We start from the raw sequence: 21724 nt of genomic DNA on the forward strand, positions 1-21724 counted from the left end.
TGGCTCCAAGGCGAAAAGGGGAATTATAATTCCGGGCTATGCCTATCCTCGACCTGCAGCAAATATCCTACGCCTTTGGCAGCCACACGGTGGTGGACCGCCTCTCGCTGCAACTGGCGGCAGGCAGCATCGCCTGCCTGCTCGGCCCCTCCGGCTGCGGCAAGACCACCGTGCTGCGCTGCATCGCCGGCTTCGAGCAGGTGGCGCAAGGCAGCATTGCGCTGGATGGCGAAATCGTCGCCCGGCAAGGCCTGCACATCGCACCCGAACAGCGCCGCGTCGGCATGGTGTTCCAGGACTACGCCCTGTTCCCGCACCTGACCGTCGCCGAGAATATCGGCTTCGGCCTGGCGCGGGCCGAACGCGCCGCGCGCGTAGCGTCCCTGCTGCAGACGGTGGGCCTGGCCGGGCAGGGCGGCCGCTACCCGCACGAACTGTCCGGCGGCCAGCAGCAGCGCGTCGCCCTGGCGCGCGCGCTGGCGCCGCGCCCGCGCCTGCTGCTGCTCGATGAACCGTTCTCCAACCTCGACGTCGAACTGCGCGAACGGCTGGCGCAGGAAGTGCGCCAGATCCTGCGCGCCGAAGGCGTCAGCGCCATCCTGGTCACGCACGACCAGCACGAAGCGTTCGCCTTCGCCGACCAGGTAGCGGTAATGCACGAAGGCCGCATCCAGCAATGGGACACGCCCTACAACCTGTACCACCGGCCCGCCAACCGCTTCGTCGCCGACTTTGTCGGGCAAGGCGTATTCCTGCCGGGCGAGGTGCAGGCCGATGGCCGCATCAGGATGGAACTGGGCATTCTGCCGGCGCAGGGCGAGCGCGGCGCACCGGGCCAGCCGATGCAAGTGCTGCTGCGCCCCGACGACGTGCTGCACGACGACGCCAGCCCGCTGACGGCCGAAGTGGTGGGCAAGACCTTCCGCGGCGCCGAGTTCCTGTACACGCTGCGCCTGGCCAGCGGCGCGCAAGTGCTGTCGCTGGTGCCCAGCCACCACAACCACGCGCTGGGCGAACGCATCGGCATCGTCCTGGGCGCCGAACACGTGGTAGCCTTCGACACCGGCGCGCCGTAGGTCTGGCTAGCGCGCCTTGGCCAGTTCGCGCAGCAACTGCATGGCCGCCGCCGGAGCCCGCTCCTTGGCCCCGTTGATGAAATAGACGAAGACATCGCGCTGGCCGCCGCCCGACCACTCATGCGCCTGCGCCGCCCACCTCCTGAGGGCCGGCCGCGTGTATCCCGTCGCCACCTCGCTGCGCGCATCCATCAGCCGCGCATAGACGAAAGGGCCGGTCAGTTCGGAAAAGTTGGGGAACTTCGGCGAATCCGTCAACACCGTCGCGACCTTATACTTGCGCGCCAGCTTCAGGTACTCCGGGCACATGAAACTCTCATGGCGCGCATCCAGCACATGCTGCAGCTTGCGCGTGCCCAGTTTTGCCGGCAGCAGCTTGAAGAAAGCCTCCAGGTCATCCGGATCGAAGCGCTTGGTCGCAGCCAGCTGCCACAGGATAGGCCCCAGCTTGTTGCCCAGCTCCGACAGCCCGCTTTGCATGAAGCGCTCGATCGACTCGCCCGCCTCGCCCAGCACCTTACGGTTGGTGGCATAGCGCGACGCCTTCACCGCAAACACGAAATCGTCCGGCGTACGCGCCGCCCAATCCGCGAAGTGCTCCGGCTTCGCGTTGCGGTAGAAGGTACCGTTGATCTCGATGCTGGACAGCACGCTGCTGGCATATTCCAGCGAGCGCTTGAGCGGCACTTCGGGCGGGTAGAAAGTTTCGCGCCAGGGAGGAAAATCCCAGCCGCCGATGCCAACGCGGATGTTCATGGCGATTCCGTAGTAAAGTTGCGCACACACTTCATGGAGGATGCCAGAAATGCGCTTGAGCCGCCTGTTCGTTTCGCTATTTGCCGCTGGACTGATGGGAGGCGCCGCCGCCCAGTCGCTGACGCCCGAGGAGGAGCGCATTGTCGCCACTGTCAAAGCCAATTCCGGCAAAGCGCTCGAACTGCTGGAAAAGTCCGTCAACATCAACAGCGGCACCATGAACCACGCCGGCGTGCGCGAAGTCGGCAAGCTATTCCGCGCCGAATTCGACAAGCTTGGCTTCAAGACGCAATGGATCGACATGCCGAAAGAGATGCAGCGCGCCGGCCACCTTGTCGCCACGCGCCAGGGCAAGCAAGGCAAGCGCGTGATGATGATCGGCCACCTCGACACCGTGTTCGAGCCCGACAGCCCGATGCAGAAATGGGAGCGCATCGGCGACCGCGCACGCGGCCAGGGCGTCAACGATATGAAAGGCGGCAACGTCATCATCCTCGAAGCCCTGCGCGCCCTGCATAGCGCCGGCGCGCTGGAGAACACCAGCATTAGCGTCATCTTTACCGGCGACGAAGAGAATGCCGGCGAACCCAAAGAGATCTCCCGCCGCGACATGGTGGAGATGGCCAAGCGCAGCGACGTCGCGCTAGCGTACGAAGCCACGGTACCCGACCAGCAAGGCAAAGCCACCGGCACCATCGGCCGCCGCTCATCGACGTCGTGGCAACTGGAGGTGAAAGGCAAGCAAGGGCACTCCTCCGGCATCTTCAGCCAGAGCGCAGGCTACGGCGCCGTGTACGAAGCAGCGCGTATCCTCGACGCCTTCCGCCAGCAGCTGCAAGAGCCCAACCTCACGTACAACCCCGGCGTCATCCTGGGCGGCACCGACATCGGCTACGACGACACGAGCGCCAAAGGCAGCGCCTTCGGCAAATCCAACGTCATTGCCAACGCCACGGTCGTGAAAGGCGACCTGCGTTTCCTCACCCCCGAGCAAGGCGAACAGGCACGCGCCCGCATGCGCACGATCGTCGCGCAAAACCTCCCCGGCACCAGCGCCACCATCAAGTTCCAGGACGGCTACCCACCGATGGCCCCCACCGCCGGCAACCTGAAAGTGCTCGAGCTGTACTCCAAAGCCAGCGCCGACGCCGGCCTCGGCCCGATCGCCGCCTTACCGCCAGGGCTGCGCGGCGCCGGCGACATCCAGTTCGCCGCCCCCTACGTCGACAGCCTGGACGGCCTGGGCGCCATCGGCCGCGGCGCCCACGCCCCCGGCGAAGACCTCGACATCCGCTCGATCGAACAAGGCGCCATCCGCACCGCCATCCTCCTGTACCGCCTCACCCGTTAAAAAACGGTGCCGAAAACCGGTGCCAGGTCTGTCATTCGGACACGCAGCACATACCTTTGACATTTATCAAAGTATTCTATGAAGCAAAACGGGGCGAACTCGCTATATATGCGGTTCGCCCCGTTTTGATATTTCTCAAAGGTGTGGTCGGCGTGTCCGAATGACAGACCTGGCACCGGTTTTTGGCGCCGGTTTATTCGAGGTTTTGCACCTGTTCGCGCATTTGTTCAATCAGGAGCTTGAGCTCCATCGAGGCGTCGGCGAGCTCTTTGACGGAGGCTTTGGCGCCGAGGGTGTTGGCTTCGCGGTTGAGCTCTTGCATCATGAAGTCGAGGCGCTTGCCGACCTGGCCGCCTTTTTTCAAAATGTGGCGGGTCTCGCCCAGGTGGGCCGACAGGCGGCCGAGCTCTTCGGCGACGTCAATCCGGATGCCGTACAGGATCACTTCCTGGCGGATGCGCTCCATCGCGTCCTGGCGCGACATGGCGGTGTTCGATCCCTGGCAGGCCAACCCCAGCGCTTCCTGCATGCGTTCGACAGCTTTCTGTTGGAATTGTGCAACTACCTGCGGAATTAGAGGGGTAATTCGTTTAACGATGCCTTCCATCGCTTCAATGCGCGAAATCAGCATCGCTTCCAGCGCCGCGCCTTCGCGCTGGCGGCTCTGCACGAAGGAGGCCAGGGTCTTGGTCATCAGGGCGGAAACGTCGGCCTGCAGCGATTCCTGGCCGATTTGCGCTTCTTCCACTACGCCGGGCCAGCGCAGTAGTTCGGCAACACTCATCTGTGCGGCACCGGTGAAGTGCTTGCTGACTTCGCCTTGCAGGCGCGCCAGTTCGTTGAGCAGGGTGACGTTCAGGGCTTGCGTGCCGGCGGCGGCGGCTTTGCGGCCAAAACTCAGGCGCAGCTCGACTTTGCCGCGGGTGATGGCGCCCATGATGGCGGAACGCAAATCGGGTTCGAGGGCGCGCAGGTCGTCATTGATGCGGAATTGCAGGTCAAGGAAGCGTGAATTGACGCTCTTGATTTCAATGGTCAGTGTGCCCGCCGCGCTTTCGCTCGTGGCTACTGCGTAGCCAGTCATGCTGGAAATGCTCAAAGGATATCCCCGATTTTGTCTTTGTCTTTACAATATATTGCTTTGTCCCACACAATCCGGATTAGTTGAAGCGAGGAAACTTATGGCAGCTCAAAACAACGCTCCATTACCGGATGGCCTGGAAATTGCTGGATACCGCATTGTAAAGAAAATTGCGTCGGGCGGGTTCAGTATTGTGTACCTGGCCTACGATGCTGAGGGCAATGCGGTAGCAATTAAAGAATATTTACCAAGCAGCCTTGCATTACGTCAAGAGGGCGAAATGGTGCCCGTGGTCACTAAAGCGAACCTTCCGGTCTTTAGAATCGGGCTGAAATGCTTTTTTGAAGAGGGTCGTGCACTGGCAAAAATTTCACACCCAAATGTTGTAAGAGTGTTGAATTTCTTCCGGGCCAATGAAACTGTTTATATGGTGATGGCTTATGAATCGGGCCATTCATTGCAGGATCATATCCAGCGCCAGCGCAGCAAGGGTCGCAATTGCAGCGAGGCGTTCGTGCGCCAGATTTTCACGCAGGTGTTGAAAGGCTTGCGTGAGGTGCATACCAATAAATTGCTGCATCTGGACCTGAAACCGGCCAATATTTACCTGCGCACGGATGGCACGCCAATGCTGCTGGACTTCGGTGCGGCGCGCCAGACCGTTAATTCGGACAGCCCGAAGCTGATGCCGATGTATACCCCTGGCTTTGCGCCGCCTGAGCTGTACAGCAAGACCGAGGCGCTGGGCCCGTGGACCGACGTGTATTCGATCGGGGCTTCGATGTTCGCCTGCATGCTGGGCCAGCCGCCGCAGCCGGCCGACCAGCGCCGCAAGGAGGACAAGATGGAGCCGCATTTCCAGAAGCTGGACGGGCAGTATTCGCCGGAACTGGTCAAGCTGGTACGATGGGCGCTGCAGATCGATCCGCTGGCGCGTCCGCAAAGCTTGTTCGAACTGCAAAAGCTGCTGCAGCAGCCGCCCACTTCGGTCGAGCCGCCGCCTCCGCCGGGGGCTTTGGAGAAGCTGGGCAAGCTGGCTGGCAAGCTTGGTTTTGGTCGTAAAAAAGACGCGGCCCCGCGTACGCAACATTAAGGAGGGCACGCCATGCAATTCGCCGTTTATCAGGAAACGCATATTGGCGGCCGTAAGGTCAACCAGGACCGCATGGGCTACAGCTTCACGCGCGATGCGCTGCTGCTGGTCCTGGCCGATGGCATGGGCGGCCACGCCCGCGGCGAGATCGCCGCCACCATCGCTACCCGCACCATTTCGCAGATGTTCCAGCAGCAGGCGACGCCTTACGTGAAGGGGGCGGAGCGCTTCCTGGAGGAGGCGTTGCAGGCTGCGCACCATGAGATCCACAAGTACACGGCGGCCAATAACATGCCGGAGTCGCCGCGCACCACCATCGTGGCCTGCCTGGTGCAGCACAATACGGCGGTGTGGGCGCATTGCGGCGATTCGCGCCTGTACTGGGTGCGCAATGGCCAGATCCACGGCCGTACGCGCGACCATTCGCATGTGGAGAACATGATCGAAAAGGGCCAGATCCCGCCCTCGGCGCGCAATACGCACCCGGACCGCAATAAGCTGTTCTCCTGCCTGGGCGCGGGCAGCGCTCCGCGCATCGAGATTTCGGGCCGCTCCAACCTGCTGCCGGGCGATTCGCTGCTGCTGTGCTCGGACGGCTTGTGGTCGGTGGTGACGGACGATGAGCTGGTGCAGATGCTGACCACGCAGACCGTGGTGCGCGCCGTGCCAGATATGCTGGCGACCGCGCTGCGCCGCGCCGGCGAGCATAGCGACAACGTGACGGCGCTGGCCATCATCTGGCAGGGCGCGCTGGTGTCCGACGGTACGCCGACCACCCACGGCGGTTCGACCGTGATCTCAACCGAGGCATTGCCGGAGGATGTGGTGAGCACCACCATCCATGGCGCCAAGACCGAGATCGACGTGTTCGACGATGACGAAATTGAAAAGGCGATCGCGGAAATCCGCGGCGCGATCGAGAAATCCACCCAATTATTGAAATAGGAAACACATGAGTACTGTCACCCGCCCAAGCGGCCGCGCTGTCGATGCGCTGCGCACCATCCGCATCACGCGCGATTACACCAAGCATGCCGAAGGGTCGGTGCTGATCGAGTGCGGCGATACCAAGGTGATTTGCACCGCCAGCATCGAGGAGAAGGTGCCGGGCTTCCTGAAGGGCAAGGGCCAGGGCTGGATGACGGCGGAATACGGCATGCTGCCGCGTTCCACCCATTCGCGCATGGACCGCGAGGCGGCCAAGGGCAAGCAGAGCGGCCGCACGCAGGAGATCCAGCGCCTGATCGGCCGTTCGCTGCGCGCGGCCTTCGACCTGGAGGCGTTCGGCGAGCGCACCTTGCAGCTGGACTGCGACGTGATCCAGGCCGACGGCGGCACCCGCACCGCGTCCATCACCGGCGCCATGGTGGCGGCGTACGATGCGTTCGCCAAGCTGAAGGCGCGCGGCGCGATCGAGACTATCCCGGTCAAGCATTTCGTGGCGGCGATCTCGGTCGGCGTGTACAAGGGCGTGCCGGTGCTGGACCTGGACTATGTGGAGGATTCGGACTGCGATACCGACATGAACGTGATCATGACGGACGCCGGTAGCTTCGTGGAAGTGCAGGGCACCGCCGAGGGCGCGGCCTTCGACCGCGCGGCCATGAACCGTCTGCTGGACCTGGCCGAGGGCGGCATCCGCGACCTGGTCAAACTGCAGAAGCAGGCGCTGGGCCTGTAAAATACGGCCATGACCCAGAAAATCGTTCTTGCATCAAACAACCAGGGCAAGCTGAAGGAATTCAACGAGCTGCTCTCGACCATTGGCCTGTCCGCCCATCCGCAGGGGGAATTCAACGTCCCGGAGGCGGAGGAGCCGTTCCATACTTTTGTCGAAAATGCACTGGCCAAGGCGCGCCATGCGTCGCGCCTGACCGGCTTGCCGGCGCTGGCCGACGATTCGGGCGTGTGCGTCAATGCGCTGGGCGGCGCGCCGGGCGTGTTTTCGGCGCGCTATGCGGGCGAGCCGAAGTCGGACGCGCGCAACAGCGAGAAGCTGATCGCTGACCTGGCGCCGCATGCCGACAAGTCGGCCTACTACTACTGCGTGCTGGTGTACGTGCGCCATGCCGACGATCCGCAGCCGGTGATTGCCGACGGGCGCTGGAACGGCGAAATCCGTCCCGAGGCGCGCGGCGCGGGCGGCTTTGGCTACGACCCGTATTTCCTGGTGCCGTCGCTGGGCAAGCATGTGGCCGAGCTGGCGCCGGAAGAGAAGAACCGCCTGTCGCATCGCGGCCAGGCCTTGCGCGCACTGGTTGAGAAGCTGAAATGATCCTGATTAAGCCGGTCGGCACTGCCGTACCAAGCCGCACCATCGACAGCGCCGCCGGCGTCGCTGCAGCCTACCTGCGCCCGGGCGCGCTTAACCTGCAGGCATTGCCGCCGCTGTCGCTCTACATCCACTGGCCGTGGTGCGTGCGCAAGTGCCCGTATTGCGATTTCAATTCGCATGAGGCCAAGGGTGAGGTGCCGGAGCAGGAGTACCTGGACGCGCTGCGGCGCGACCTGGAAATGTCGCTGCCGCTGATCTGGGGCCGCAAGATCTACACCGTCTTCATCGGCGGCGGCACGCCGAGCCTGATGTCGGCGGCCGGCATGGACCGCCTGATGTCGGACCTGCGCAGCCTGCTGCCGCTGGATGGCGCCTGCGAGATCACGATGGAGGCCAACCCTGGCACCTTCGAGGCGGAGAAGTTCCGTTCCTACCGCGACAGCGGCATCAACCGCCTGTCGATCGGCATCCAGAGCTTCAACAGCGGGCACCTGAAGGCGCTGGGCCGCATCCACGATGACGGCGAGGCCAAGCGCGCGGTGGAGATCGCGCTGGCGAACTTCGACAACTTCAACCTGGACCTGATGTACGCGCTGCCGAACCAGTCGCTGGAGCAGGCGCGCCAGGATATCCAGACCGCCATCGATTTCAAGCCGCCGCACCTGTCGCTGTACCACCTGACGATGGAGCCGAACACGCTGTTCGCCAAGTATCCGCCGCAGCTGCCGGACGACGACCTGAGCGCGGACATGCAGGACATGATCGCCGAGCTGACCACGGCCAACGGCTACGGCCATTACGAGGTGTCGGCCTACGCCCAGCCGGGCCACCAGGCGCGGCATAACCTGAACTACTGGCAGTTCGGCGATTACCTGGGCATCGGCGCCGGCGCGCACAGCAAGCTGTCCTTCCCGCACCGCGTGCTGCGCCAGGCGCGCTTCAAGCAGCCCAAGGCGTATATGGACGCGGTGGCTGCCGGCAACCCGGTGCAGGAGGAGCGCGAGCTGGCGCGCGATGAGATGGGCTTCGAATTCATGCTGAACGCGCTGCGCCTGCAGGGCGGGTTTGAGCCGAACCTGTTCGCCGAACGCACCGGGGTGGCGCTGAACGCGATTGAAAAGCAGCTCAACGCGGCCGAGGCGAAAGGCCTGCTGTACCGCGACCACATGCTGATCAAACCGACCGAGCTAGGCCACCGCTTCCTGAACGACCTGCAGCAGATGTTCCTCGGCGACGAGGCTTAAAACTCTTCCCATTCATCGTTGGTCGCGGCCGGCGCGCGGCGCTCGGTCTTGCTGCGGCGTTCCGTCGCCGGCGCCGCGCCGGCGGCTGCGGGGCGCGCTTTGGCGCGCTGATCGGGCGCGGCAAGGCGCTGCTGCGGCGCGCCGTCCTCGCCGGCGACGGCTGGCGGCGGCGCTGGCGCGCTTGGCGCGGCGCTCCAGCGTGCCACCGCTTCCGTGCCGAGGCGGAAGGAGGCGGCCACCTGCGCCAGCTGGGCGGCCTGTTCCTGCATGCTGGCCGCTGCGGCGGCGGCTTCTTCCACCAGCGCGGCGTTCTGCTGCGTCACCTGGTCCATCTGGCCGATGGCCTGGTTCACTTCATCGATGCCGACGCTTTGTTCGCGGCTGGCGGAGGTGATCTCGCCCATGATGTCGGTCACGCGCCGTACGCTGCTCACCACTTCGCCCATTGTGGTGCCGGCCTGCTGCACCAGCGCGGTGCCGGCGTTCACTTGCGAGACGGAGTTGTCGATCAGCTCCTTGATTTCCTTGGCGGCGGCGGCCGAGCGCTGCGCCAGGTTGCGCACTTCGGAGGCCACGACGGCGAAGCCGCGCCCCTGTTCGCCGGCGCGCGCCGCTTCCACCGCGGCGTTCAGGGCCAGGATGTTGGTCTGGAAGGCAATGCCGTCGATGGTGCCGATAATGTCCACGATCTTGCGCGAGGAGGCGTCGATGGAGCCCATGGTCTGCACCACCTGGCCGACGATCTCGCCGCCGCGCGCTGCCACGTCGGAGGCGGCCTGCGCCAGCTGGTTGGCCTGGTTGGCGTTGTCGGCGTTCTGCTTGACGGTGGAGGTCAGTTCCTCCATCGAGGAGGCGGTTTCCTCCAGCGAGCTGGCTTGCTGCTCGGTGCGCGAGGACAGGTCCAGGTTGCCGGAGGCGATTTCGCTGGAGGCGCTGGCGATGGCGGTGGTGCCGGTCTGCACCTGGCTCACCACGCGCCGCAGCGCGTCGTTCATGCCGCGCAGGGCTTTCATCAGGTCGCCGATTTCGTCGCGCGCGGTCTGCTCTTCAAAGTGCGTGGTCAGGTCGCCTTCGGCCACGGTGTTGGCGATGCCGAGCGCGGAGTTCAGCGGCCGCGTGATGCTGCGCGAGATCATCCAGGCGGCCCAGGCGCCAAAGGCCAGCAGCAGGGTGCTGAGCAAGATCATCAGGCGTGTGCTGCGTTCGTGGGCGGCGTTGATGCCGGCCGCCGTGGCGTCGATCGCCTTGCGCTGCTGCGCCAGCAGTTCCTTGACCTTGTCCTGGTAGGCTTTGGCGGCCGGGTCGAAGACGTCGCGGTACAGGCGTTCGCCTTCGGCCGCGTCGCCGTCCTTGTTGGCCTTCATCACGGCGTCCTTCGCGTCCTGGTATTTTTTGCGCAGGGCGATGGCGTCCTGGTAGATCTTGCGTTCTACCTCCGATTCGAGCAGGGCTTCGATGGATTTCAGCAGTTCGCCGCCGCGCTTGGTGCTGTCGGCGATGACGGTGGCGAATTTGTTCGAGAGTTCGGCGTCGCTGCTGCGCGCGATCAGCTGGGTACGCGCGATGGCGGAGTAGATCAGCACATACCAGTCGGAGACGATGCGTTCCTTGGCCAGCGGGCGGTCCATCATGGCGCGTGTGGCGTTGGCGGTGTCGTTGGAGTGGTACAGGGCGTAGCCGGTGCCGAGGGCCGACAGCAGCAGGACGATGCCGAAACCCGCCGCCAGGCGGGGACCAATGCGCAGTTGGGTGAGGATTTGCATACCAGCCTCCCGGAGATTGGATTGCTAGTATGCGCCTGAAAGGTGTCGCCTTGATAAGTTGTTGCAAGGCTGCAACGGCTGTGGCTCGATCAGAAGGATTGGACCTGGCGCAGGTCGGGTTTTTCGGCCCATTGCGCCAGGGCGTCGGCCATGCGTTCGCTCTCGCCAATGGCCTGCAGCCAGTCGCGGATGCGGGCGGCGTGGTCCTGGCCGTAATGCTTGAAGTCCGTGCGGTCGGGCAGTTTGCGGTTGGGCAGGCGCTGCACGAAGGATGGCGAGGGCGAGACCAGGATCACGTTGTCCAGCGCACTGTCGCGCGCGCGGCGCCACGGCATGGATTTGTCCAGCCAGCCGGGCACGATATGGTCGGTGAAATGCGGGTACAGCACCAGCCCCTCGTCGCGCTGGTAGGGCAGGTGCAGGTGGTAGTCGATCAGGCCGCCGTCCCAGTAGTCGCCGTGCGGTGCGCCGTGGATGCCGCTGACGGCCTGCAGCACCAGCGGGATCGAGCCGGAGGCCAGCAGGGCGGCGTGCAGGTTGTGCTCCGACAGGCCGACGAAGTGCGAGGCAAAGGCGTCGAAGCTGCTGCGCAGCCAGGCCGCGTCGTCGCGCGCGTCATGGAACACCACGCGCTCCATGGCGCCGGCCAGGCGGCTGCGCGAGACGGCATTGCCAGCGGCGGCGCGCAGGAAGCCGGCCATTTCGCGCCATTTGCTGCCACGCGTCTGCGCCAGCGGGCCGATGCCGCGCACCGTGATGACGGACAGGCGGTAGTCGGGATTGCTCAGCATTTCGCTGCCACGGCCATCGAGCACGCTGTCCAGCAGGGCGCGGACGACGCTGCTGACGTAGGCGGCGTCCACCTTGGCCGGGTAGGTCTGGTGCGCGTAGTGGTGGGCCAGGCGCTGGTGCGCGGCCACCGGGTCGTGGAAGGCGGCGGCGGCCATGCGCCAGGCGCCGATCGAGGCGCCGATCAGGCGGCGCTGGCGCGGTGCCTGTTTCAGCCATTCGCCGAACATCCACTGGTCGATGCCGTTCAGGATCAGGCCTTTGGGGCCGCCCGCTGCGGCGGGGATGATGGCGATGTCGGCGGCCTGCAGGCCTTCGCGCTCGATGCGCTGGCGGGCGCGCTGGCCGAGCCGGATGCTGATCGGTGAATCCACTACTTTAAACCTCCTCCAAGCGCGCGATACAAGTCGATGGCGCTGGTTGTGCGCAGCAGGCGCGCCTGGACCAGGGCCTGTTCCGCGCTGAACAATTCGCGTTGGGCGTCCAGCACGTCGAGCGAGCTGGCGACCCCATTCTCAAAGCGTAATTGTAATAGACGCAGGCGCTCGGCCTGGGCGTCCTGCACGGCGCGCTGGGCGGCGACCTGTTCGCCCAGGTAGGTCTTTGCCGCCAGGGCGTCGGCCACTTCGCGGAAGGCTTGCTGGATCGTCCTTTCGTAGTCGGCCACGGCAATGTTCTTGCGGGCGTGGCTGACATCGAGGTTGGCCAGGTTGCGGCCGGCGTCGAAGATGGGCAGCACCAATTGCGGCGTGAAGCTCCAGGTGTCGTTGCCGCTGTCGAACAGGCCGCTGAATTCGCGGCTGGCGCTGCCGATCGCGGTGGTCAGCGTGATGCGCGGGAAGAAGGCGGCGCGGGCGGCGCCGATGTTGGCGTTGGCGGCCTTCAGGCGCAGCTCGGCGGCGCGGATGTCGGGCCGCTTGGCCAGCAGGTCGGACGGCAGGCCGGCGCTCAGTGTGGCGACCGTATCGGCCACGCTGTCGGCCAGCGGGGCGGCGCCGTCGGCTGGCTGCACGGGCTGCCCGGCGAGCAGGTTGAGGGCGTTGGACGCCTGGGCGCGCTGGCGCGCCAGCGACAGGGCGGCGGCGCGCGCAGTTTCCATCTGCTGCTCGTTGGAGCGCAGGTCGAGGCGCGAGGAGGCGCCGCCTTCCACGCGCTGGCGGGTCAGCTCGAAGGTGCGCTTGCGGGCTTCGTAGGTGCGTTCGGCCAGGGCTTGCTGTTCGGCCAGTGCGCGCTCGGTGTAATAGGCCTTGGCCACTTCGGCCACCAGGCTGATATGCGCGGCCTGCCGGGCCTCCTCGGTGGCGAGGTAGCTGGACAGGGCCGCGTCGCTCAGGCTCTTTACGCGGCCGAAGAAATCCAGCTCGAAGGCGGGGATGGCCAGGCCGGCGTCGTAGCGCTCGCCCACTTGCGACTGGCCGCCGGCATTGGCGAAGCCGGGCGTGCGGCTGCGCGAGCCGGCCAGCGAGGCGTTCAGGGCCGGCAGGCGGTCGGCGCGCTGGATGCGGTAGGCACCGCGCGCTTCTTCGATGCGCAGGGCGGCGATGCGCAGGTCGCGGTTGTTGTCGAGCGCCGTGGCGATGATTTGCTGCAGACGGCCGTCAGGGAAGAAGGTGCGCCAGGCGGTATCGGCTGCCGCCAGCGGCGCTTGCGTCGATGGCGCGCTGGCGGCCGGCGCGGCCGCGCCAGCGGCGGGCGGCGTGGCGGGGAAGGTGTCGGGCACCGGGGCGGCGGGACGCTGGTAGGCAGGTGCCATCGAGCAGCCCGATACCAGGCCGGCCAGCAGCAGCGTGGCGGCCACGGCGCGCAGCAGCGGCGGCGTGCGGGAGGCGGGGAGGGACGTCATCATTGCTTCGGCTCCGGAAGGTCCATTTCATGCGCCGCCAGGCGGCGCTGGCGTTCGCTGCCCTTGAAGATGCGGCGTATCACGACAAAGAACACCGGCACCAGGAACACCGCCAGCACGGTGGCGGTGATCATGCCGCCCATCACGCCGGTACCGATGGCGCGCTGCGAGGCCGAGCCGGCGCCGGACGCGATCACCAGCGGCAGCACGCCGAGGATGAAGGCCAGCGATGTCATGATGATGGGGCGGAAGCGCAGGTGCACCGCTTCCAGCGTCGCTTCGATCAGGCCCATGCCCTGCGCCTGCAGGTCCTTGGCGAACTCGATGATCAGGATCGCGTTCTTGGCCGACAGGCCGATGATCGCAATCAGCCCGACCTTGAAGTAGACGTCGTTCGGCAGGTCGCGCAGGTGGGCGCCGAGCAGGGCACCGAGCACGCCTAGCGGCACCACCAGCAGCACGGCCACCGGGATTGATTCCGATTCGTACAGCGCCGCCAGCACCAGGAAGGCGGCCAGCAGCGACAGGGCGAACAGCATCGGCGCCTGCGCGCCGGACAAGCGTTCTTCGGCCGACTGGCCGGTCCATTCGATGCCGAAGCCGGGCGGCAGCTGTTCGGCCAGGCGGGTCAGCTCGGCCATGGCTTCGCCGGTCGAATAGCCGGGCGCCGCGTTGGCGCTCAGGCGGTAGGCCGGGTAGCCGTTGTAGCGCACCAGCTGGATCGGTCCCGTCACCCAGCGCGTGGTGGCGAAGGAGGCGAACGGCACCATGGTGCCGCTGTTGCTGCGCACCTGCAGCCGCAGGATATCCTCCGGCTGCATGCGGCGCGCCTGGTCGGCCTGCACGATCACGCGCTGCTGGCGGCCGCTGTTGGCGAAGTCGTTCACATAGGACGAGCCAAGCGCCGTGCCCAGCGTGGCGCCGATGTCGGCGAAGGCCACGCCCAGTGCGTTGGCCTTTTCGCGGTCCACATCGACCTGCATTTGCGGCGCGTCCTCCAGGCCCTCCGGCCGCATGCCGACCAGCACCTTGCTCTTGCCCGCCATTTCCAGCAGCTGGTTGCGCGCCGCCAGCAGGGCGTCGTGACCCAGGCCGCCGCGGTCCTGCAGGCGCGCCGTGATGCCGGTGGCGTTGCCCAGCTCGCGGATCGGCGGCGGGCTCAAGGCGAAGATCTGCGCGTCCTGGATATGCGCCAGGCCGCCGAAGGAGCGGCCGGCGATCGCTTCGGCCGACTGGTCCGGCCCGCGCTCCTTCCAGTCCTTCAGTGGCACGAACACCAGGCCGGCGTTCTGGCCGCTGCCCGAGAAGCTGAAGCCGGCCACTGCGATGGTGCGCGCCACGCCGGGCTGGCTGCGGAAGTACTTGTCCACTTCCGCCAGCACCGCCTCGGTGCGGCCGCGCGCGGCGCCCGGCGGCAGCTGCACGTTGGCGATGATATAGCCCTGGTCCTCGTTCGGCAGGAAGGAGGAGGGCAGGCGCACGTACAGCCAGGCCACGATGCCGAGCAGCGCGGCGAAGATCAGCATGAAGCGCCCGGTGCGCGTGAGGATGCGCGCCACCCAGCCCTGGTAGCGGGTGGCGGTGGCGGCAAAGCCGCGGTTGAACCAGCCGAACACGCCGCTCCTGGCGTGCGCATGGCCGGCCTGCACCGGCTTCAGCATGGTGGCGCACAGCGCCGGCGTGAGCGACAGCGCCATCAGCGCCGAGAACACCATGGCCGACACCATGGCCAGCGAGAACTGGCGGTAGATGGCGCCCACCGCGCCGCCGAAGAAGGCCATCGGGATGAACACCGCGATCAGCACCAGGGTGATGCCGATGATGGCGCCGGTGATCTGCGACATGGCCTTGCGCGTGGCGTCGCGCGGCGACAGCCCTTCCTCGCGCATGATGCGTTCCACGTTTTCCACCACCACGATGGCGTCGTCCACCAGGATACCGATCGCCAGCACCATGCCGAACATGGTCAGCACGTTGATCGAGAAGCCGAACACCTGCATGGCGGCGAAAGTGCCCATCAGCGCAATCGGCACCACGATGGTCGGGATCAGGGTGTAGCGGATGTTCTGCAGGAAGACGTACATCACCAGGAACACCAGCGCCACCGCTTCCAGCAGGGTCTTGACCACTTCCTCGATGGAGATCTTGACGAACAGCGAGGTGTCGTACGGCACGGTGTACTTCAGGCCGGGCGGGAAGTACTTCTGCAGCTCGTCCATTTTCTCGCGCACGATGGTGGCGGTGGCCAGTGCATTGCCGGTCAGCGACTGCTGCACGGCGATGGCGACGAACGGTTCGCCGTTCAGGCGCGCGCTGACGCGGTAGCTGGCGCCGCCCAGCTCCAGGCGGGCCACGTCGCGCAGGCGGACCAGCGAGCCGTCGCGGTTGGCGCGCAGCACGATCTTGCCGAACTCCTCCACCGAGCTCAGTTGGCCGGTCACCACCACCGGCGCGAACCAGGTCTGGGCGCGCGGGTTGGGCAGGTCGCCCACCGTGCCGGCCGCCACCTGCGCGTTTTGCTGGCGGATGGCCGTGGTGACGTCGCCCATATTGAGCTTGTAGCCGGTCAGCTTGTCGGGATCGACCCAGACCCGCATCGAGCGTTCGGTGCCGAACAGTTCGGCCTGGCCGACGCCGGGCAGGCGCTTGATCTCGTTGACCACGTTGCGCGCCAGGTAGTCGCCGATGGCCGTGGTGTCCATGCTGCCGTCGGTGGAGGAGGCGCCGACGAACATCAGGATGTTGGAGCGCGCCTTGTTGACCTGCACGCCCTGCTGGATCACCGCCTGCGGCAGGCGCGATTCGACGCGCTTGATGCGGTTCTGCACGTCCACCGCCGCCAGGTCGGGATTGGTGCCGGGCTGGAAGGTGACGGTGATGCTGACCGAGCCGTTCGAGTCGCTCTGCGATTCAACGTATTGCAGGCCGTCGGCGCCGTTCATCTCCTGCTCGATGACCGAGGTGACGGCGTCGTCCAGCACCTGGGCCGAGGCGCCCGGGTAGGCGGCGCTGATGACGATGGATGGCGGTGCGATGGTCGGGTATTGCGCCACCGGCAGCACGGTGATCGCCAGCGCCCCGCCGAGCAGGATGAAGAGGGCGATCACCCACGCGAAGACGGGGCGGTCGATGAAGAATTTTGCCATGGGGCGGCCCCTTTATTTGGCCGCCGGGGCGGATGCGGCAGGCGCACTGCCTGCGGGGCCGCCTGCCGGGCCTTTCCACGGCACCGGGTTGACGGTACCGCCCGGCTTGGTCTTCTGGAAGCCTTCCACGATGACGCGCTCGCCGCCCTTCAGGCCGGAGCTGACCACCCAGCTGCCGCCGGCCGCCGCGTCGGCCTTGACCGGCACCGAGGACACCTTGTTGTCGCTGCCCACCACCAGCACCGACGCGCCTTCCGCGCCGCGCACCACGGCCTGCTGCGGCACCGTGATGGCGGCCTCGTTCACGCCTTGCTCCAGGCGCGCCCGCACGTACATGCCCGGCAGCAGGATGCGCTCGGGGTTGGGGAATTCGGCGCGCATCGACACTGCGCCGGACGATTCGTCCACCGCCACATCGGAGAACAGCAGCTTGCCGGCGCGCGGGTATTCCTGCCCATCCTCGGTCAGCAGGGTGACGCGCGCCTGGTCCTTGCCGGCGCTCTTCAACGTGCCCTTGGCCAGCGCCTGTTTCAGGCGCAGCAGCTCGGCCGAGGACTGGGTGATGGTGACGTAGATCGGGTCGAGCTGCTGCACGGTGGCCATCGGCGTCGCCTCGTTCTGGCCCACCAGGGCGCCCTCGGTCACCAGCGCGCGCCCGACGCGGCCCGAGATCGGCGCCGTCACGGTGGCGTAGCCCAGGGTCAGGCCGGCATTCTTGCGCGCCGCGCGCGCCGACTGCAGCTCGGCGCCGGCCTGCTTCTGCGCCGTCAGCGCGTCGTCGTACTCCTGCTGGCTGACCGCCTGCGCCGCCAGCAGCGGCTTGTAGCGCCTGGCTTTCAGCTCGGCCTGGGCCAGGTTGGCTTCGGCGCGCGCCACCGCGGCATCGGCGCTTTCCACGTTGGCCTGGAACTGCGCCGGGTCGATGCGGAACAGCACCTCGCCCGCCCGCACGTCGCCGCCCTCCTTGAACACCCGCTGCAGCACGATGCCGGGCGTGCGCGCGCGTACCTGGGCGATGCGCGAGGCCTCGACGCGGCCGGGCAGCTCATTGGTGACAGTGACGGCGCCGGCGCTGGCGGTGATGACGGAAACAGTGGGCGGGGGCGGGGGGCCGTTGCTGGCGTCTTTCTTGTTGCCGCAGGCTGCCAGGATAAGCGACAGGGCGGCTGCCGCCAGGGGCAGGGAGCGCGATACAGGTTTCATTGGGCGTCTCTTCTTGTGGAGTGGGACTGCGCCGAAAATTGTATAACACTGTTAATTGTAACGTTTTGTATAGCAAAAAAGGGCGCCGCAGCGCCCTTTTTCCCTATGCGGCAGGCAGCGCTTAGCGCATGGCCGAGATCATCTGCTTCAGCTTGTTGGAGTCGGCCACGAAGGCGCGGATGCCTTCGGCCAGCTTCTCGGTCGCCATGGCGTCTTCGTTCAGCATGAAGCGGAAGGTCTTCTCGTCCACCGAGATCTTGACCGCCGTGCCGGAATCGGCCGGGTTCAGCTTGCGCTCGACCGGAGCCTGGGTGTCAGCCAGCTTTTGCAGCAGGTCCGGCGAAATGGTCAGCAGGTCGCAGCCCGCCAGTTCCAGGATCTGGCCGGTGTTGCGGAAGGACGCGCCCATCACTTCGGTCTTGTAGCCGAACTTGCGGTAGTAGTTGTAGATGCGCTTGACCGACTGCACGCCCGGATCTTCGGCGCCCTGGTAGTCGATGCCGGTGGACTTCTTGTACCAGTCGTAGATGCGGCCGACGAACGGGGAGATCAGCTGCGAACCCGCTTCCGCGCAGGCGATCGCCTGGCACAGGGAGAACAGCAGGGTCATATTGGTGCGGATGCCTTCCTTCTCCAGCTGCTCGGAGGCGCGGATGCCCTCCCAGGTGGAGGCGATCTTGATCAGCACGCGCTCGCGCGGGATGCCGGCCTTTTCGTACAGCGCGATCAGCTCGCGGCCCTTGGCCACGTTGCCGGCCACGTCGAAGGACAGGGCGGCGTCGATCTCGGTCGAGACGCGGCCCGGCACGTACTTCAGGATCTCGGTGCCGAAGGCGATCAGCAGCTTGTCGATGATGTCGCCGGTGGTGGCGTTCGGGTTGTCGCGCACGGCTTTTTCCAGCAGCGGCTTGTACTCGTCCTTCTGCACCGCCTTCAGGATCAGGGAAGGGTTGGTGGTGGCGTCCTGCGGCGCGTAGGCCTTGATCGACTGGAAGTCGCCGGTGTCGGCAACGACAGTGGTGAATTTCTTGAGTTGTTCGAGCTGGTTCATTGCTGTCCTGGAAACGGTTGGGACCAAAAAAACCTATTGTACTAAATCGGCGCGGCTGTCTATGTTGCGTTTAGAATTAGTGGTATTGGTATTTTCATATCTCATGTCTGGGGAGGCCGCCATGGTTTTGGCTATTGTTGGAGCGCTGCTGCTGGCGCTCGGTTTGTTTTCCGGCGCCGCGCTGGTGTTGTCGCAGCTGGGCGTGGGCGGATTGTCGGCCAGCGCCTCGCTGTGGGTGATGTTCCCGCTGTTTAGCGTGACCGGCTACCTGATGTTCGCCACCGGCGCGCGCGTGGCCAACTTCCGCCTGCTGTCGTTCTCCGTCTCGGTGGCCTTGCTGCTGCTGGCGCTGGGCTGCGCGGCGGTGCTGGTGGCCGACGCCACCGCCCTCATGGCGCTGCAGGGCGGCACCGGCGCGCTGTGGTACGTGCTGCTGATCGCCGGCGTGCTGGGCGCCACCGGCGCCGCCTCGCACGGCAAGGTAGCCGTTCAATAAGAACGGTGGTATGCTGCAGGCCATTAGTTAAAAACTAACGCCAAATCGGGAGAGTTCAGCACAGCTGGCGCCGAAGGAGCAACCACCCCGGAATCTCTCAGGCCACCGGACCGACCAGGCGCAGTACAACTCTGAAGAGTTGCCGGATGCAGTGCCATCCGGCGCACCGAAGGAGCAAGCGGCAGGCGCCGATCGCGCCACGCCGCGAATCTCTCAGGTTCCGTACAGAGGGGGTGTTCGCCGCGCGCGTTGCGCGGCGTCCAACCCCTTTTTGCACTGGGATCGGAACCCCGACATGAAATCAATCGCAGTTATCGGCGGCGGCATCACCGGCGTCACGAGCGCTTACGCCCTGGCGCGGCGCGGCCTGGACGTCACCCTGTTCGAACGCCATCGCTATCCCGCCATGGAAACCTCGTTCGCCAACGGCGGCCAGCTGTCGGCCTCCAACGCGGAGGTATGGAACAGCTGGGGCACGGTGGCCAAAGGCCTGAAGTGGATGCTGCGCAGCGATGCGCCGCTGCTGGTCAATCCGCGGCCGGACTGGCACAAGCTGTCCTGGTTCGCCGAATTCCTGGCCGCCATTCCCCGCTACGAAGCGAACACCGTCGCCAGCGCGCGCCTGGCCATCGCGGCGCGCCAGCACCTGTTCGGCTGGGCGCGTGAGGAAGGCATCCAGTTCGACGAAAAGCAGCAGGGCATCCTGCACATCTACCGCGACAAGGCCGGTTTCGAGCACGCGGCGCAGGTCAGCAAGCTGCTGGCGCAAGGCGGCCTGCAGCGGCGCGCCGTCACCCCGCTCGAGATGCAGGCGATTGAACCGACGCTGGCCGGCCGCTTCTACGGCGGCTTCTTCACCGAGAGCGACAGCACAGGCGATATCCACAAGTTCACGGTCGGCCTGGCGCAGGCGGCGCAGGCGCGCGGCGTGCAAATGCTGTGCGGCGCCGACGTGCGGCGGCTGGAGGCGGGGGAGGACGGCACGCGCGTCGCTTTCGCGATCGACGGTGTCGAGGAAGCGCGCCGCTTCGACGCCGTGGTGGTGTGCGCCGGCACGGCCAGCCGCGCCTTCGCCGCCATGCTGGGCGACCGCGTCAATGTGTATCCGGTGAAGGGCTACTCGATCACCGTCATGCTGGACGATGCGGCCAGCCGCGCCAGCGCCCCCAATGTCAGCCTGCTCGACGACGCCACCAAGCTGGTGAGCAGCCGCCTGGGCGCCGACCGCTTCCGCGTCGCCGGCACGGCCGAGTTCAATGGCTTCAACCGCGACATCCGCGCCGACCGCATCGCGCCGCTGGTGCAATGGGTGCAGCAATGCTTCCCCGGCGTCAGCACGCGCCAGGTGGTGCCGTGGGCCGGGCTGCGGCCAATGATGCCGGACCTGATGCCGCGCGTGGGGCCGGGCAAGCGGCCCGGCGTGTTCTACAACACCGGCCACGGCCACCTGGGCTGGACCATGTCGGCTGCCACGGCCGACCTCATCGCCGGGCAGGTACAGGCCGCGCTGGAATCCGGCGTGCAGCGGCGCCGGGCAGTGCTGGCGGCGTAAAGGCAGGCCTCAGCCGCGCGCCACCACCACGCGGTTGCGGCCCTCGTGCTTGGCGGTGTACAGCGCGCGGTCGGCCGCTTCCAGCAGCGCCTTTGCGTCGTTCAGGCGCTCCCGGTCGAAGCTGGCCACGCCGATGCTCAGGGTCACTTGCGGATGCACGGCCTTGGGCGCGTGCGCCATCTTCAGCGACTCCACGTAGGCGCGGATCACTTCCGCATGCTGGGCCGCCTGTTCCGCCGTGGTATCCGGCAGCACGGCGGCGAACTCCTCGCCGCCGTAGCGCGCCGCCAGGTCGGCCGGGCGCTGCAGGCGCGAAGCGAAGGCCTCCGCCACCAGGGTCAGGCAGGCATCGCCCTGCTGGTGGCCGAAATGGTCGTTATAGGCCTTGAAGGAGTCGATATCCATCAACAGCAGCGAGAGCGGATTGCCCTGGCGGTGGGCGCGCCGCAGCTCGCGATCCAGCGCTACGTCGAAATGGCGGCGGTTGGCGATGCCGGTCAAGCCATCCACATAGGATTGCGCGCGCAAGGCCTCGGCCTGGCCGCGCAGCAGGCGCTCGCGGCCTACGGTGTTGCTGACGTCCGCCACCTCGACCAGGCAAAAGCGCTCCTTGCCCTCACTGAACGGGGTCAGCGTCACCGCCTGCTCGATGCGTTCACCGCCCCAGGTGCCCGCGGCAAAGAGCGGGAACGGCGAACGGTTCTGGTTCTGCGGCAGCACAGTCGGCAGCTTGTTCGCCAGCGCAGTATGCACCGCCTGTTCCATACGCTGGCCAAGGAGTTCCGGGAACGCCTCCGTCAGGAGCAAGCCCTGCACACGCGACGCCGCCATGCCCGAACGGCTGGCCAGCCACTGGTTCCAGAAAACGATACGCTGGTCCGAATCCAGCACCATCAAGCCAAGATTGGCAAGGCCGAGTACACGGCCGAAGAGGGTAGTTTCTTGCATGCGGCGGATTATATAGAAATTCGGGGTCAGGTCTGACAATCGGACACGAACTGGGCC

Annotated in this window: 18 protein-coding genes and 1 riboswitch; of the genes, 9 read left to right on the forward strand and 9 right to left on the reverse strand. The window is 66.1% G+C overall.

Annotated features, from left to right (window positions below):
* Positions 1-38 precede the first annotated feature (38 nt).
* Positions 39-1076 carry an ABC transporter ATP-binding protein gene (locus tag ACE3TQ_RS19435; protein WP_374584043.1) on the forward strand — a complete coding sequence of 346 codons (1038 nt, stop codon included), beginning with the start codon at positions 39-41 and terminating at the stop codon, positions 1074-1076.
* Positions 1077-1082: 6 nt separating this feature from the next.
* Here ACE3TQ_RS19435 and ACE3TQ_RS19440 read toward each other — a convergent pair whose 3' ends face one another.
* Complete coding sequence (locus ACE3TQ_RS19440) at positions 1083-1832, reverse strand: DUF72 domain-containing protein (protein ID WP_374584045.1); 750 nt, start codon at positions 1830-1832, stop codon at positions 1083-1085.
* A gap of 49 nt (positions 1833-1881) precedes the next feature.
* Between ACE3TQ_RS19440 and ACE3TQ_RS19445 the strand changes: the two genes are divergently transcribed.
* A complete protein-coding gene (locus tag ACE3TQ_RS19445; protein WP_374584047.1) occupies positions 1882-3183 on the forward strand; it encodes a M20/M25/M40 family metallo-hydrolase in 1302 nt (433 codons plus the stop codon).
* A gap of 193 nt (positions 3184-3376) precedes the next feature.
* Here ACE3TQ_RS19445 and ACE3TQ_RS19450 read toward each other — a convergent pair whose 3' ends face one another.
* Positions 3377-4267 carry a YicC/YloC family endoribonuclease gene (locus tag ACE3TQ_RS19450; protein ID WP_374584049.1) on the reverse strand — a complete coding sequence of 297 codons (891 nt, stop codon included), beginning with the start codon at positions 4265-4267 and terminating at the stop codon, positions 3377-3379.
* 97 nt (positions 4268-4364) lie between these two features.
* On the opposite strand from ACE3TQ_RS19450, the gene ACE3TQ_RS19455 reads away from it, so the two are divergent.
* Genes ACE3TQ_RS19455 through hemW form a run of 5 tightly spaced genes read left to right on the forward strand, consistent with a single transcriptional unit; the run spans position 4365 to position 8876 of the window.
* Positions 4365-5357: a serine/threonine protein kinase gene (locus ACE3TQ_RS19455; RefSeq protein WP_374584051.1), complete on the forward strand. Its 993-nt coding sequence runs from the start codon at positions 4365-4367 to the stop codon at positions 5355-5357.
* 12 nt (positions 5358-5369) lie between these two features.
* Positions 5370-6302 (forward strand): PP2C family serine/threonine-protein phosphatase, encoded by a 933-nt coding sequence (locus ACE3TQ_RS19460; protein WP_374584053.1) that lies wholly within the window; start codon positions 5370-5372, stop codon positions 6300-6302.
* A 7-nt stretch (positions 6303-6309) separates the two neighbouring features.
* Entirely contained in the window at positions 6310-7038 is a 729-nt protein-coding gene (gene rph, locus ACE3TQ_RS19465; protein ID WP_374584055.1) for a ribonuclease PH, read from the forward strand.
* A 9-nt stretch (positions 7039-7047) separates the two neighbouring features.
* Complete coding sequence (rdgB, locus tag ACE3TQ_RS19470; RefSeq protein WP_374584057.1) at positions 7048-7632, forward strand: RdgB/HAM1 family non-canonical purine NTP pyrophosphatase; 585 nt, start codon at positions 7048-7050, stop codon at positions 7630-7632.
* Complete coding sequence (gene hemW, locus ACE3TQ_RS19475) at positions 7629-8876, forward strand: radical SAM family heme chaperone HemW (protein WP_374584059.1); 1248 nt, start codon at positions 7629-7631, stop codon at positions 8874-8876. The genes rdgB and hemW overlap by 4 nt, the downstream gene beginning before the upstream one ends.
* Here hemW and ACE3TQ_RS19480 read toward each other — a convergent pair.
* The 6 genes from ACE3TQ_RS19480 to tal form a co-directional block, all read right to left on the reverse strand.
* The gene (locus tag ACE3TQ_RS19480; protein ID WP_374584060.1) at positions 8873-10639 is read right to left on the reverse strand and encodes a methyl-accepting chemotaxis protein; all 1767 of its coding nucleotides are present in this window, start codon (positions 10637-10639) and stop codon (positions 8873-8875) included. The genes hemW and ACE3TQ_RS19480 overlap by 4 nt on opposite strands.
* Positions 10640-10728: 89 nt before the next feature.
* Entirely contained in the window at positions 10729-11802 is a 1074-nt protein-coding gene (locus ACE3TQ_RS19485; RefSeq protein ID WP_374584062.1) for a patatin-like phospholipase family protein, read from the reverse strand.
* Complete coding sequence (locus tag ACE3TQ_RS19490; RefSeq protein WP_374584064.1) at positions 11802-13274, reverse strand: efflux transporter outer membrane subunit; 1473 nt, start codon at positions 13272-13274, stop codon at positions 11802-11804. Before ACE3TQ_RS19490 ends, ACE3TQ_RS19485 begins: the two co-directional genes overlap by 1 nt.
* Positions 13271-16417 carry an efflux RND transporter permease subunit gene (locus ACE3TQ_RS19495; protein WP_374584066.1) on the reverse strand — a complete coding sequence of 1049 codons (3147 nt, stop codon included), beginning with the start codon at positions 16415-16417 and terminating at the stop codon, positions 13271-13273. The genes ACE3TQ_RS19490 and ACE3TQ_RS19495 overlap by 4 nt, the downstream gene beginning before the upstream one ends.
* 12 nt (positions 16418-16429) lie before the next feature.
* The gene (locus tag ACE3TQ_RS19500) at positions 16430-17620 is read right to left on the reverse strand and encodes an efflux RND transporter periplasmic adaptor subunit (RefSeq protein WP_374584068.1); all 1191 of its coding nucleotides are present in this window, start codon (positions 17618-17620) and stop codon (positions 16430-16432) included.
* Between the two features lie 121 nt (positions 17621-17741).
* Entirely contained in the window at positions 17742-18671 is a 930-nt protein-coding gene (gene tal / locus ACE3TQ_RS19505; protein ID WP_374584070.1) for a transaldolase, read from the reverse strand.
* Between the two features lie 121 nt (positions 18672-18792).
* On the opposite strand from tal, the gene ACE3TQ_RS19510 reads away from it, so the two are divergent.
* Together ACE3TQ_RS19510 and ACE3TQ_RS19515 are read left to right on the forward strand one after the other, a co-directional pair.
* Positions 18793-19167, forward strand: coding sequence for a hypothetical protein (locus ACE3TQ_RS19510; RefSeq protein WP_374584072.1), 375 nt, complete (start codon positions 18793-18795; stop codon positions 19165-19167).
* Between the two features lie 36 nt (positions 19168-19203).
* Positions 19204-19290, forward strand: a riboswitch (glycine riboswitch).
* Positions 19291-19318: 28 nt separating this feature from the next.
* Positions 19319-20719 (forward strand): D-amino acid dehydrogenase, encoded by a 1401-nt coding sequence (locus ACE3TQ_RS19515; protein ID WP_374584076.1) that lies wholly within the window; start codon positions 19319-19321, stop codon positions 20717-20719.
* A gap of 9 nt (positions 20720-20728) precedes the next feature.
* On the opposite strand, the gene ACE3TQ_RS19520 is transcribed toward ACE3TQ_RS19515, so the two are convergent.
* On the reverse strand, positions 20729-21667 hold the full coding sequence (locus ACE3TQ_RS19520; RefSeq protein WP_374584074.1) for a diguanylate cyclase domain-containing protein: 939 nt from the start codon (positions 21665-21667) through the stop codon (positions 20729-20731).
* Positions 21668-21724 lie beyond the last annotated feature (57 nt).

Source organism: Pseudoduganella sp. (assembly GCF_041914865.1).
Lineage (GTDB): Bacteria > Pseudomonadota > Gammaproteobacteria > Burkholderiales > Burkholderiaceae_D > Rugamonas.